The 13,852-nt window shown below is 64.1% G+C and carries 11 protein-coding genes and 1 riboswitch; of the genes, 4 read left to right on the top strand and 7 right to left on the bottom strand.

Going from position 1 to position 13,852, the window contains the following annotated elements:
* Positions 1-152: 152 nt before the first annotated feature.
* The gene (locus F4X08_14130; GenBank protein ID MYD26935.1) at positions 153-2,093 is read right to left on the bottom strand and encodes a hypothetical protein; all 1,941 of its coding nucleotides are present in this window, start codon (positions 2,091-2,093) and stop codon (positions 153-155) included.
* A 77-nt stretch (positions 2,094-2,170) separates the two neighbouring features.
* Here F4X08_14130 and F4X08_14125 point away from each other — a divergent pair, with 77 nt between their 5' ends.
* The 4 genes from F4X08_14125 to F4X08_14110 all read left to right on the top strand — a co-directional run bounded on the left by F4X08_14125 (position 2,171) and on the right by F4X08_14110 (position 7,967).
* The gene (locus F4X08_14125) at positions 2,171-3,448 is read left to right on the top strand and encodes a hypothetical protein (GenBank protein ID MYD26934.1); all 1,278 of its coding nucleotides are present in this window, start codon (positions 2,171-2,173) and stop codon (positions 3,446-3,448) included.
* Between the two features lie 175 nt (positions 3,449-3,623).
* Positions 3,624-5,879: a bifunctional (p)ppGpp synthetase/guanosine-3',5'-bis(diphosphate) 3'-pyrophosphohydrolase gene (locus F4X08_14120; protein MYD26933.1), complete on the top strand. Its 2,256-nt coding sequence runs from the start codon at positions 3,624-3,626 to the stop codon at positions 5,877-5,879.
* Positions 5,876-7,150, top strand: a complete 1,275-nt coding sequence (locus F4X08_14115) for an aminotransferase class I/II-fold pyridoxal phosphate-dependent enzyme (GenBank protein MYD26932.1) — start codon at positions 5,876-5,878, stop codon at positions 7,148-7,150. The genes F4X08_14120 and F4X08_14115 overlap by 4 nt, the downstream gene beginning before the upstream one ends.
* Positions 7,110-7,967: a glycosyltransferase gene (locus F4X08_14110; protein ID MYD26931.1), complete on the top strand. Its 858-nt coding sequence runs from the start codon at positions 7,110-7,112 to the stop codon at positions 7,965-7,967. Before F4X08_14115 ends, F4X08_14110 begins: the two co-directional genes overlap by 41 nt.
* Positions 7,968-7,995: 28 nt before the next feature.
* Here F4X08_14110 and cobD read toward each other — a convergent pair whose 3' ends face one another.
* The 6 genes from cobD to F4X08_14080 form a co-directional block, all read right to left on the bottom strand.
* Positions 7,996-8,967 (bottom strand): cobalamin biosynthesis protein CobD, encoded by a 972-nt coding sequence (gene cobD, locus F4X08_14105; GenBank protein MYD26930.1) that lies wholly within the window; start codon positions 8,965-8,967, stop codon positions 7,996-7,998.
* Positions 8,958-10,151, bottom strand: a complete 1,194-nt coding sequence (locus tag F4X08_14100) for an adenosylcobinamide amidohydrolase (protein ID MYD26929.1) — start codon at positions 10,149-10,151, stop codon at positions 8,958-8,960. Before F4X08_14100 ends, cobD begins: the two co-directional genes overlap by 10 nt.
* Positions 10,099-10,662, bottom strand: a complete 564-nt coding sequence (locus tag F4X08_14095) for a cob(I)yrinic acid a,c-diamide adenosyltransferase (GenBank protein ID MYD26928.1) — start codon at positions 10,660-10,662, stop codon at positions 10,099-10,101. Before F4X08_14095 ends, F4X08_14100 begins: the two co-directional genes overlap by 53 nt.
* Positions 10,663-10,696: 34 nt before the next feature.
* Entirely contained in the window at positions 10,697-11,713 is a 1,017-nt protein-coding gene (locus F4X08_14090; GenBank protein MYD26927.1) for an iron chelate uptake ABC transporter family permease subunit, read from the bottom strand.
* 11 nt (positions 11,714-11,724) lie between these two features.
* The gene (locus F4X08_14085; GenBank protein ID MYD26926.1) at positions 11,725-12,510 is read right to left on the bottom strand and encodes a heme ABC transporter ATP-binding protein; all 786 of its coding nucleotides are present in this window, start codon (positions 12,508-12,510) and stop codon (positions 11,725-11,727) included.
* A 111-nt stretch (positions 12,511-12,621) separates the two neighbouring features.
* Positions 12,622-12,825, bottom strand: a riboswitch (cobalamin riboswitch).
* Between the two features lie 178 nt (positions 12,826-13,003).
* Entirely contained in the window at positions 13,004-13,846 is an 843-nt protein-coding gene (locus tag F4X08_14080; GenBank protein MYD26925.1) for a hypothetical protein, read from the bottom strand.
* Between the last annotated feature and the right edge of the window lie 6 nt (positions 13,847-13,852).

Genomic DNA, 13,852 nt, shown 5'->3' with positions numbered 1-13,852 from the left:
GTACCCGAATGTCAATTCTATTCGTCATGGAATCGCAACATTTCCCGCACCCTCGCACGCCGGGTGTACCGGCGGCTCCGGACGCCTGCCGGCCGTGGGTGTACCGGCCGCTCCGATCGCCTGCCGGCCGTATATCCGGCTGCCCGGAACACCTACCAGCCGTGTATCCGGTGGCCCTGTCCCGGGAACCAGATGATGTCCACGAGGTTGGACAGGACGAGTCCCGTGCAGAATCCCACCAGCATCCCCATGATCAGCGGCTGGGCGCGGCGGAACAGGCTGATGCCGCCGGACCGTAGCAGCAGAACCTTGACCGCCCACGCGACGAAGAGGGTGAAGGCGCCGTTGTCGATCGCCACCCCGCGGGCAATGGTGAGTCCCACGGGATGCAGCGGCCAGCCCGGGAACTTGTACCGGAGGAAGATCAGCACCATCATGACGAGACCTCCGAGGAAGAACCAGGCGGTTTCCATGACCGACAACCGGGTCGGGTTCTGGATCCATACCTTGACGCTCTCGAAGAAGTGGATGTTCCCGGTGGTGAACGCCCACTGGTCGAACTGCGATGCGCCGACGGTCTCATATCCTGAATAGACGGTGTATGCGGCGCCGATCAGGAACGCCAGGGCAAAGGCCCCGCAGATCACGGCGAACATCAGCTTCTTGTCGGTCCAGACCCGGTCCCCGATCCGGGTGATGTGGGAGACGGAGACCATGGTAAAGGTCTTCCAGTTCCGCGCGAAGGCATTGGTCAGGCCAAAGACCGTCAGGGACGAAGGATCTATGCCGGAGGAGCCCACCCCGCGAATGAGGAACTCGTGGGAGTTCATGGGCAGGTCGAGGGCGACCAGGCCGGTCTCCGCCACGATCCGGGCCACGCCGACGTAGAAGATGAAGAGCAGAACCAGGAAGGGCGCCATGATGACAGGACTCATGCCGGCCATGTGCAGGAAGGCCGCCATGTAGGCGACGCCCAGCAACACGCCCAGGACGGCCGCCCGGTAGGAAAAGAACTCCTCGGAATCGTCCACTTCCGGTGCCCGGCCCAGGGCTTTCCGCGCCACGTCCCACAGGTGGCGCCGGGCGATCCAAAACCCCCACAGCACGAATACGATCAGGGCGCCGATCTCCTGCAGCCGCACCGCGGCGTCCGGCGAGGCCCCGGTTTCTAGCAGGCCCACGGCGTTCATGCCGCCGGACTCGAGGATGGCCAGCAGGTGAAAGACCCAGATGCTGAACAGGATGTCCACCGGAGAGAAGAGGGCGAAGCAGAGGAGGTAGATGTTGATCTTGATCTTGATGGCGGGGAACAGGTGGCCGATGACAAGGTCCGTCGCGTAGGGCTGTCCGATGGGGATCACCCCGACCGGCGTGAAGTAGTCGACGATGTTCCAGCCGATCACGGCCAGCGGCAGCGAGAACCCGATCCAGAAGAGCCTGCCCCGCATGAAGGGCGGCAGAAACGAACGGCCGCCGGGTTCGTCGATGACCTGGGCGATGACCTGGGCCAGCGGGAAGCTGAGCTTCTCGTGGACGATCCACTGTTTCCGCAGGATCACCACCAGGCAGGACCCCGCGAAGAACAGGGCGATGAAGAATGTGCCCCACCAGAAGAGCGGGACGATCCAGGGGCGCCACGGCAGCCGGGCGTAGGCGGGCAGCCCTTCGTAGAACCAGCGGATGGTGTGGTCCTCGGGGTCGACCAGCAGCCAGGCCGGCAGGTATTGAAAGAAAACCTCTACCCACTGGTTTTCGGGCGATGCAAAATAGTACGGAGTGGTGATCACGCCGATGAAATAGCTCATAAAGGCGTGGGACGGCACGGTGGACGCGATCAGGCCGAAGGCTAGGATGACGAGGAGTTCCGACGTGGTGAACGTGGCCGCGGGGCGGTACTTGCGCAGCAGTCCGTTCACGACGATGACGAAGAACAGGAAGGGCGCCATCAGGGACGCCGAGACGTGCTCGAAGTCCATGAATGTCCCGCGCACGACCCAGACGTTGTAGGGGATCCAGAGGCTGATGAAAACGGCCAGGACGATCCCGATCAGGATCGAGCGGAGGGTCACGCGGCGGGGGTCTGGTGGTCGCATGTTAATATAAGCGCGGTACGGATCATCGGCCCCGAACCGGACGCGCAGCCTGGAACGGACGCGCAGGAGGTTGCCGGATGCCCGGAAACGTATACGAGCCCGATGAGTTGAACCGGCTGTACCGGAAGGGCGGCGATCCCGTCGACGACGGACGCTTCCGGCTTCGCCGCCCCCGTTTCGAATCCCGCTGGACCGGCCTGCTGCTGCCGGAGGACCGGGACATTGCGGAGAACCGCGGTTTCAGCTACCTCATGGTGGAACCGGTCGATCTGCCCGCGGCGGGCGCCGGCGAGGTCCTGGTCATCTTCCACGGGCTGAACGAGGGCAGCTACGCCAGGATGCTGCCCTGGGCCGGCAGCTTCGCCCTGCGGCTCGGCATCCCTGTCATTCTTTTCCCCCTGTCCTTCCACGTGGGGAGGCGATCGGATCGCTGGAGCGTGCAGGAGCAGACCCAGATCGCCGCCCGCCGCGCCGCCATGACGGGCAACGGGCGGACCAGCCCCTTCAACGGACGGATCAGCGAAAGGCTGGACCGGGCGCCCGAACGGTACTGCCTGGGCGGGCTGCAGTCCTGCTTCGACGCCGCGGACCTGGTCGCGCGCATCGAAGGGGGCGATCATGCGTCCTGCAGGGCCGGGGCGCGGGTGCGATTCCTGGGATACTCGGCGGGCGGCTATCTGGCCCTTGTCCTTTTGCTGACCGATCCCTTCGGACGGTTCTCCGATGCGCGGGCCGCCCTCTTCGCGTCCGGCGCGCCCCTCGGCGGCATCCGGCCCGAAAGCCTGTTCATCATGGACGATTCGGCCGCGAAGGGGCTGTCGGCGTATCTTAGCGGCGGGTCATTCCCGGACGGGCTACCGGTGCGCGCCGCGGTCGATGGCCGCCACGGTAACCTGGTCGATGGCCGTGACCGCCATCTTGTTGATGTCGGCTACCACGGAAACTTGGTCGACGGCCGCCACCGCCAACTCCACGGTCAAGCGGTCGATGCCCCGCTGCGCTGGCTGAAGGAGGTGCTGTTTCACGGCGACGCACTGTCAGCGCGTATGGAGGACCTGCAGGACCGGTTGCTGGTGGTCGTCAATCCCGCCGACCGGGTCATATCCGCCGATCAGACGGAATGGAACCTGCATCCGGCGCCCGTCCTGCGCCTCGACCTGGGCGTGCACGAGTTCCCCTTCACCACGGGAGAACCATTGCCGGACCGTTACGACCGGCGGGGAAAGGAGACCCGGTCCATGATCAGGAATGTCCGGAACGCCCACCGCATCGGGCCGGAATACCGATCCGCCTTCGATCGATTCGTCCACGATGTATCGGCTTTCCTGTTCCCCGGCCCGCCAAAACCGGCTTGACAACGGTCCGTTTCGCCCGTTATCTAAAGGATATAAGTTAACCTATTGTAAATAAGAAACGTTACACACGCAATCCGCGTCGGTTGACCAAAGGGGTAAGCATTAGTTTAAATCGCCCCTAGGCCCTGTCAAGCGCGTTCAGGCCCCCAGTCGGGCCGGCGAGGCGAATGTCCCGATGACTGCGACAGTTGAAAACACCCTTACCCACTCCTCGATCGTTCCGGTCCAGGTACTGCTGGAGCAGTACGCCATTTCCCATCCGGAAATCGACTCCGACGAGGCGCTGGAAGCCCAGCTGGACCTCATCGAAAGGGCCTATCATTTCAGCACCCTGCACCACGCCGGGCAGGTCCGCAAGTCCGGCGAACCCTTCATGGTGCACTGCACGCAGGTGGTGCTTACGCTGATCGGCCTGCAACTGGACGCCGTGACGATCGCGGCGGGGCTCCTGCACGACGTGGTGGAAGACGTGGAAGAGGTGACCATCGAACAGCTGGCCGCGGAATTCGGAGAGGAAGTGGCCGTCCTGGTGAACGGCGTCACCAAGATCACCGGACTGTCCTTCAGAAGCCAGGAGGAACTCCAGGCCGAGTATTTCCGCAAGATGCTCGTTTCCATGGCGAAGGACGTGCGCATCATCCTCATCAAACTCGCGGACCGGCTCCACAACATGCGGACGCTGTCCTTCCTGGAAGAGGAGAAGCAGCAGCGCATCTCACTCGAAACGCGGGAGATCTACGCGCCGCTCGCCCACCGGTTCGGCATGGCCAAAATCAAATCCGAACTGGAAGACCTCAGCCTGAAATTCCTGTCTCCCGATGTATACCGGGATCTCGCGAGCAAGCTGGACCAGAAGCGGGCGGAACGTGAGAAGCTGATCGACGAGATCCGCCAGCCCATCGTCAAGGCCCTGAAGGACGCCGGCATCGACGCCACGGTGAACGGCCGGGCCAAGCATTTCCACAGCATCTTCACGAAGATGCAGCGCCGCAACCGGCCTTTCGAAGAGATCTACGACCTGCTGGCCCTGCGCGTCGTGACCGACACGGTGCCCAACTGCTACCACGCCCTCGGAATCATCCATACCCTCTACACCCCCATCTTCGACCGATTCAAAGACTATGTTTCCCGGCCCAAGATGAACATGTACCAGTCCCTGCACACCACCATCATCGCGTCCAACGGGGAAACGGCCGAGATCCAGATCCGCACGCGGGAAATGGACCGGATCGCGGAAGTGGGGATCGCCGCCCACTGGCTCTACAAGGAAGGAAGGGAGGAGGTCCAGGACGGCGAGAACCGGGAAGACTGGCTCAGCCAGGCGCTGGAATGGCAGACCGACATGACCGATCCGAAGGAGTTCATGAGTTACCTCCGCATGGACCTGTACGACGACGCCATCTTCGTCTTCACCCCGCGCGGGGATCTCAAGGAACTGCCTCAGGGCGCCAGCGTGCTGGACTTCGCCTTCGCCATTCACACCGATATCGGACTCCACTGCAGCGGGGCGAAGGTGAACGGCAACATCGCGCCGCTGGCCGGCAAGTTGCAAAACGGCGACACGGTTACCATTTTCACTTCCCCGCACCAGACGCCGAGTTCGTACTGGCTGGATATCGTCAAGACGACCAAGGCGTCCTCCAAGATCCGGTCGTGGTTCAGAAAGGCCACGCTGGAGCAGAGCATCAGCCTCGGCGAGGACCTGCTGGACCGGGAGCTGAAACGGCTCAAGGTCAAGCGCAAGGTATCCGACGAACTGGAGGCTCTCGCGAAGGAGTACGGGCTGTCCGATGCGAATCGCCTCTATGCCGCGATCGGACGGGGAGAGTATTCAGCGGCCCAGATCGCCCAGAAGCTGCTTCCGGAGGAGCCTACCGAGGAAGAACCGCCCAGGGAGTCGGTGCTGACGCGGTTCGTGGACCGGGTGCGGCGATCTCGGGGCGGGGTCAAAGTCACGGGCATCGACAACCTGATGATCCGTTTCGCGCAGTGCTGCCAGCCGGTCCCGGGAGATCCCATCATCGGATTCATCACCCGCGGGCGCGGCGTGACGGTGCATAACAAGGAATGTGCGAACATTGTGGACGACCTGGAGCGGCGCCTCGAGGTGCACTGGGACGTGGAGAAGGACCAGTTCTTCATCGTCGGCCTGCGCATCTTCGGTTCCGACCGGCCCGGCCTGCTCAACGAGATCTCCCGGACGATTACCGACGCCGGCATCAACATCACCCACGCCGCGATGGACACCACGGACGGGATGGCGGACGGTAATTTCGGCATCGAGGTGGAACATCTCAGCCAGCTGGACCGGCTGATCGTCCGCATAAAGAAGATCAAGGGCGTGGACCGGGTGGAGCGGGAAACAGGCGTGAAATACGGTAACGTGTCGGAGGACGTCTTCGACCACCTCGAGCAGGATCCCGGCAAGTGATTTCTGACGAATACAACGGGGACGATCCCGTATCGCGCAGGGACTTCCTCCGCGGCGGACTGGGCGGACTGGCGGGTGCAGCCGCATTGGCGGCGGGACTGCCGGGACTGCCGGGACCGAACGCGGTTGCGGCGGGACTTCATTCAAGGGAAGCGGTTGCGGCCCAGCTTGCGGGCCGCCGTCCCGCGGACGTAAAGAGCGTGGGGCTCGAGCCGGGCCGGGTGCGGCTGGCCTTTAACGAGAATCCCCTGGGTGCCTCCCCCGCGGCCATAGAAGCCGTGCTGAAGCACCAGGACTGGATGAACCGGTACGACTACACGACGACCCTGCAGCAGGCCATCATCCGCCACCACGACCTGGACATTCCCCGCCCCTCGGGTTTCGATTTCAAGGCCACCGGCGACCGCCACGGCCTGATGCTGGGCGTGGGCACGACCGAGTTGCTCCAGATCCTGGCCCTGCAGGCCCTGATGAAACACGGCGAAGTCGTGGAAGCCCTCCCCTCCTACGGCCAGATCATACGCGTCGGCGACGAACTCCGCGACGCGGGCCACGGGGTGCAGGCGCGCAAGTCGCCCGTGCTGCCCGACGGAAACCACGATCTCGACGACATGGGCAGGCAGATCGGCGACCGCACCGGCCTCGTCATCATCTGCAACCCCCACAACCCTACCGGGGCGCTGCTGCCCCATGAACGGATCCTGGATTTCATCGACCGGATGCCGCCCCACGTCCTCGTGGCCATCGACGAGGTCTATGTTGATTTCGTCCGTGACCCGGCGTACCGGGATTTCATCGAGGTCGCGAAGGAACGGGAAAACGTGATCGTGCTCCGGACCTTCTCCAAGGTGTACGGTCTCGGGGGCATCCGGGTGGGCTACGCCGTCGCCAACCGGGACGTGATCTACCGCCTGGCGCCTTTCTCCATGGGCCTCCTGGGCCGGAACGTCCTGTCCGTCCACGCGGCCGCCGCGGCCCTGGGCGACGAGGAGCACGTCCGGCGGTCCCGGCAGGCCGTATGGGACGGAAACGACTACCTGACCGCCGAGCTGGAGCGGCTCGGCGCCCGGGTCATACCCAGCCACGCGTGTTTTCTCTGGGCCGACTTCGGCCGGGAGACGCAGCGCATCGTCCGCCAGCTGTGGTCCAGGCGGGTCATGGTCCGCGCGGGCGCCGGCCAGTGGGCCTCACCGAACCACATCCGCGTTTCGACGGGTTCGAGGGAAGAAAATGAAGCCTTTATCTGGTCATTGGAACGTACCCTCGGATAAGCCGGCCTCGTCGACCCCGGCATCTCTGCTCGACCATGGCACGCCCGGGCACGGAAATGAGTATCGCGCCGGGGACCCCCGGATCAGCGTCATCATCCCCACACTCAACGAGGCATCGACGATCGAGGAATGCCTGGGACAGTTCGACGGCGGTTCGGCGCGTCCGGACGAGCCGGCCGGGCCGGCCACGTCGCCCGGTCCGCCGGGTCCGACCAGCCTGGAAATCATCGTCGTGGACGGCGGAAGTGACGATGGCACGCCGGAGATCGTCCGGTCGCGGCCGGGGGCGAGACTCATCGAATCCAGCCTGCGGGGCCGGGCGATCCAGATGAACGCGGGCGCCGCGGCCTCGTCCGGGGACGTGCTGCTGTTTCTACACGCCGATACGCGGCTTCCGGATCGATGGCGGGAGCTCGTAGCCGAATCGATCTGCGAGCGCGGCAAGGCCGGAGGACGATTCCGTTTCGACATCGCCCATGCAAAGCGGATATACCGGTGGATCGTGCGGGGCACCAATTTCCGTTCGCGCTTCCTGGGCATTACCTACGGAGACCAGGCGATCTATACCACGCGGGAGGCCTTCGAGGCGGTGGGGGGATTTCCCGGGATTCCGGTCTTCGAGGACGCCCGGTTCGCCGACCGGCTGAAGAAGGCCGGCGGACTGGACTGGATCGACGAAGCCGTGCTGACCTCCGCGCGGCGCTGGGAACGCCGCGGGCCGGTGCGTACGCTGCTGCTGACCTGGATGCTGCGTCTGCTCTATACCTTTTTCGTCCCGCCCAGGTTCCTGGCGCGCTTCTACGGGGTGGTCAGGTGACGGCTTTACCCAGGTTGCCTGAACGGTACTAACGGAAATCAGCGAACGTGACTACGAGCAGCGCCGCAAGAATCACCGCTACCAGGCACGTAACCACGACCAGGACGCACATGCGGCGCAGGTCGCCGGCCTGGCCGCCTTCCGGATCGCTTTCGTCGCCGATCCAGATCTCCGTAACCAGCTTCCCGTCCTGCCGGACCGGTCCGACCAATCGCCGCCGTACGGCGCCTGCCGCCGCCGCTTCGCTCCAGCCGGAGTTCGGACCCGGAACGAGGGCATGCTGCCGCCAGCCTACCGACAGCGCCTTGCGGCCCGAATACCCGGGCAGTAGAAACGCGACCCCCGCCAACAGCAGCCAGGTGAGCCGGGCGGGCAGGAGATTGAACAGGTCGTCCAGCCGCGCCCCGCACCAGCCGAAGCGCGCATACCGGGGCGTCCGGTACCCCACCATGGAATCCATCGTGCTGATCACCTTGTAGAGCACGATGCCCGGCAACCCCAGCAGGGCATACCAGCACAAAGGCGCGATGAAGCCGTCCACCGCGTTCTCGCTCAGGCTTTCCATGCCCGCCCGCCGGCAGGCCGCGGTGTCCATGGTGGACGTATCCCGACCGACCAGCATGGACACGGCCCGTCGCGCGCCTTCCAGGTCCCCGGCGCGATCGATGGCCATGCCGTGCCGGCACAGGTCCCTGAGCGCCACCATGCTGTAGATCACGAAGACCTGGTAGACCCCGTTCAGCGCCGGATGCAGGCCGTTCAGCCACAGGGCCGGCGCCGCACTGGCACCTACCCAGCACACGGAGAGCGCCAGGAACAGCAGGCACCCGCCCGCGTACCCGTCCAGTCCGATCCTGCGGAGCATGCGCTCAATGCCCGTGAGTGTATGGCCCATCAGGCGCACCGGGTGCCACCGGTAGACCGGATCCCCCAGGATGCCGTCCAGCACCACCGCGCACAGGAGCAGAAGAGGGTCCGGCGCGAGAACCGTCAGTTCCATTTCAGACGCCATCCCAGGGCTATCGCGTCATAGACGGCATCCAGCAGCGCGTCTTCATGGACGGCAAGCTGTTCAAAACAGGCCGGCCAGGCCTCCGGTTTCGTCGCGACAGCGGAGGCCAGTACGGCGGCCTGCTGTCTCAGCAGTGGGGCGGCCAGTTCAGTAGAAAGCGTCCCGTACCTCACGCGGTCCCAGACCGCCGCATAGGCGTATGCGGCGGCTGAGACGCCCGGATCGTGGACGACAGACCGGATGTTCTTGTCCAGGAGCGCGTATTCTTCCGCGCCCAGGCGGCTTTCCATGGCGGGCGGAAAAAGGTCGGCACTGAACCCGTATCGTTTCAACGCGTGATAAAGGCTGCGCGTGCTGGACGCTTCCAGCCCGTTCTGCCACCTAAGCGCCTCAAGGGTCGCCCGGCGGACGGACGTGCCGATCAGTTCGCCCAGTTTCGCGTGGTGACCCGCCCTGGCCTTGGGCCGTTTCGCCCCGTCCAGGGGCGCAGCGATACAGTACTGGTCCGTGCCCGTTCCTGTCGCCAGGTCCTGGGAGTACCGGCTTGAAACGGCCAGGTCCTGGAGGGCCGCCGACTTGCCTTCCGTCATGGTGACGACCGCGCGGGCCATGGCGCCGGGCGTAAGCGGCCAGTTGACGAGCAGCATCGTATTGATCGTACCGTCGTGGGGATGTCTCTCGTGGGGATGTCTCTCCATCTGCCCGGATTCCGCTTCATGCCAGTCCGCGGGATCGCCCGCGCAGCCGGCGTTACCCTCGACTCCGGCGGTCACGACGGCGCATACGCGCAGTTCCGCGAAGGTCTCCACGATCCGGGCGGCGTAGTTCATGTTCGCGGCCGTGCCCATCATCGCGACGGCTTCCGGCTCGAGTCCGAGTTCCTTGCACACGTGGTGATGGTATCCCGTCTCGCCGATTTCCATCATCCATTCGAAACGATCCAGGTGGCCCTGGCCCTCGACGCTCTGGTGGTTGACGAGAAAACGGACGCGGTCGGTCATTCCGCCGCTGCAGGCCGAGGTACTCAGCACCTGGTGGGGGGTGCGCAGTTCGGCGATGAGGAACCTTCCGTCTTTCTTAAGCAGGTAGTGCTCGTGGCGGTCGAGTGTTTCTTCCATCCTACAGCCTGCTGTCCCAAAGCGGTTCGTCGACGCCCCGTTCCTTGTTTTCATATCGCGACATGACGAAGAGCAAATCGGAGAGGCGGTTCAGGTAGGCCAGCACGAAGGCCCCGATCGCCTCGTCGCGGGACAGGGCGGCCACTTCCCGTTCCGCGCGCCGGCAGACGGTCCGCGCCAGGTGGAGGTACGCGGCGCCAGGGCACCCGCCGGGAAGGATGAAGTTCTCGAGCCGTCCGACGATGGGATTCAGTTCGTCGATAATCGCTTCGAGTTTCTCCACGTGCCGGGCTTCGATCAGCGGGATCTGGTACTTCACCTTGTCCTCCTCGGTGAAGCACAGGTCCGATCCCAGGTGAAACAGCTCGTTCTGGATGACCGGAAGCGTGTCGGCCAGTCGGGGGGCCAGTCCGTGCGCCAGTGCGATACCGATGACGGAGTTGAGCTCGTCCACGGTGCCGTAGCTCGCCACCCTGGGTGATTCCTTGGGTACGCGCTGCCGGCTTCCGAGGGCGGTCGTCCCGTCGTCGCCTTTGCGGGTATAGATCTTTGTAAGCCTGGGCATGCGATCTCCTTGGTTCAAACCCGGCGTTGCCGATTCAGATCCGGCGTTGCCGGTGCAGCAGGTACAGAAAAAATGGAGCGCCGAGCAGCGTGGTGAGTATTCCGATGGGCATTTCGGCCGGAGCCATGGCCGTTCGGGCGACCAGGTCGGCCAGCACCAGCAGCAGGGCGCCGGCCAGCGCGGCCATGGGTGTCAGGATGCGGTAATCGGGCCCCACGATCAGCCGGACCATGTGCGGCGCCAACAGGCCGACGAAACCGATGATGCCGCTCACCGAAACCGCGGCTGCGGCGAGGCAGGCGGCAGCTGTCAGCAGGATCAGCTTGACCCGTTCGACGTGCACGCCCAGCTGGGACGCCTGCTCATCGCCCAGCAGCAGCACGTTCAGTTCCCGCGCGTACACGAGCACGACGGTCAGACCCACCGCCGCGTAGGGCAGGAGCATCCAGACGTGGTCCCACCTCCGGGCGGACAGGCTGCCCATGAGCCAGAAGAGCAACTGCCGCTGGTTCTCGCCGCCCATCACGAGCATGTAGGACGTGAAGGAAGTTGCCATGGCGCCGATGGCGATGCCCGTCAGAAGCAGGGTGGTGGACGCCACGCGGCCTCCCCGGCGGGAAAAGGCGTACACCACCATGGTCACGGCCAGGCCGCAGAGGAACGCCGCGATGGATACCGCGTTGAGCCCGAGCATCCAGAATTGCAAATCCAGGGTGACCGCGACCGTGGCGCCCAGCGCGGCGCCGGCCGATATGCCCATGATATAGGGATCGGCCATGGGATTCTGGAAGAAACCCTGCATCACCCCGCCCGAACTGGCCAGGGCGGCCCCTACGAGCACCGCCAGGAGGGTTCTCGGAAGGCGGATCTCCCAGACGATCGTGTCGGTCGCGTTCCGCACCGGCTCCAATGCGCCGCCCGGCCACAGGTGATCCGCCAGCACCTGCAGCACGGTGCCGGCCGGGATATACACGGCGCCTACCCCCATGGAGAAGACACAGGCGAAGAAGAGGATTACGGCCGTTAAGACCAGTATGAGGGGGCGTTTCATCGTCAAGCCAGTCAGTCTCCCGGTTTCAGTATGATCTGCGGCGAACCCGAATAGGGGCTTTTTATAACGGTCACTTCGGTCTCGAAGACCGCCTTGATGTGTCCCCGGGTCAGGATATCTTCGGGCGTCCCGTCGGTGTAGATACGTCCCTCTTTCAGCATCATCAGCCTGTGGCAGTACTCTGACGAGAGATTGAGGTCGTGGGACACGCACAGCACGGCGAGCCCGTCGCGGGCGCACACGTGGCGAAGCAGATCGAATATCTCGACCTGGTGGTTCAGGTCCAGGAAAGAGGTCGGTTCGTCCAGGAGAAGGATCGATGGCTGCTGCGCCAGCGCCCGGGCGATGATGACCCGCTGCCTTTCGCCGCCGGACAGTTCGTGTATGGGGCGGTCCCGGAAGGCGAGGCAGTCGGTCCGCCGCATGGCTTCGAGGGCGATTTCCCGGTCTTCCGGACCTTCTCGTCGGAAGCGCCGAAGATGGGGCGTCCTGCCCATCATGACGACGTCCAGCGAGGAGAAGGCGAAGGTAACCGGTGTCTGCTGGGGAATGACGGCGACCTCGCGCGCGATCTCACGGACCGTGTAGTCCTGAAGCGGCATCCCGTAGAGCGCTATGCGTCCCCGGCTCAGTGGCAGAATCCGCGTAAGCGCACGTATCAACGTGCTCTTTCCCGATCCGTTCGGCCCGATCACCCCCAGCATCTCGCCCTGGCGCAGGTCGAACGACAGGTCCTCCAGCACTGGGCGACGATCATAACCGCAGGAGAGTTTTTCTACGCGGATGGCGGTTTCCATGCTGCCCCTGTCCCCATCGGGTCAAAAAAAAACCAGCCGCTCCGCAAGGGAAGGGCTGGGTCGGGACGGCAGGCATGCGCATCCGGGCTCGGCCTCTCTGCTCACGGAGAAGCGTTCGCACAGCGCGCAGGCAGGTCTCCTGACTGACGGATCGTCCTACTCCTCAAGTCTTCCCGCCGGTCCATGGACTTGGCCTGACCGGCAGTGACGAGTTTGAGTTTCGTCCCCGAACACAGTGGCGGGACCGTGATGGATTCGCACCATCTTCCCTTTTCAGCGTATGAGCTTACCGCCACCTGCGGCTGTATTCGATTGTCCTACCAATTTACTGATTCCGCAAATTTGTGCAATGTAAAAACGCCCCGGCACGTCCAAACCGACATTGCTCGAACATTGATGATGATCGCGTCGAAGAATCTCCAGGCGGTACTGGACGTGACATGAGGAACTTGATTATTGTACAGTTGTACAGCTGATAGACCGCCCCACCCCATCACGACCAGACGTAGACTTCCGGATCGTCGGGGGAATAACCGATGAAGGTGGCCAGGACGATGCGCGGCTGGTCGCCTTCCACGGCGGGGACCTCGTGTATGAGGCGGGTGTTGAAGAAGTAGAGATCGCCCTGCTCCAGGTCGACGGTGTAGCTGCTTACGCCGTTGCGCCGGGCGTATTCGGGGAAGGAATCGGTGGCGATGGACTCCTGTACTTCTGGGGTCCACATGCACTGGTGCAGAATGGCCTGGGTGCTGCGTCCTTCGTGCAAAGCGTTCTGGAAGCACAGGACTCCGGCGAACTGGTGTCCGAAACGGGTCACGTCGTAGTCGAACCGCCTTTCCCGGAGCGTGACGTGGTCGATATGGGGCTTGTAGGTATGCCCCCCGTAGTGGATGCGGAAGATGGCCGGGCCGTACTTGCGGCCGTCCGGCTCCCGGGCGGTCATGACGCGCTGCTCTCCCGCGAGCGTGTCCAGCACCCCGTACAATAGCTTCACGGGATCCTCATACCCGTTGAACAGGGTCTCGTACAGGACGCGCGTTCCGACCGCGTGCATCAGAAAAGCCTCCTTGTCCGAACCCTTGTTCGCCAGGCTCGTGCCGATATCGATACGCAGGCGGCTGTCCTTTGCCGCGGCCTCCGGATCGGCTGGATCCCGCATCAGCCCGCGTTCGATAAACCGCTCGATCAGGGCCTGGCAATGGGCGGGCGAATAGGCCTGCCGGCATATGATCGCGGGAATCCGGCCCTCCGACAGGGCCAGGAGCGGATCGCTTTCGGCGGCCAGGATGGACTCCACGTCCGATCCGAGGGGTTCCCACCGGTGGGTTTCAGTCATACAAGC

The sequence above is a fragment of the Gemmatimonadota bacterium genome, from assembly GCA_009841265.1.
Classification (GTDB): domain Bacteria; phylum JAAXHH01; class JAAXHH01; order JAAXHH01; family JAAXHH01; genus JAAXHH01.
This window is presented reverse-complemented; position numbering and strand designations above follow the sequence as displayed.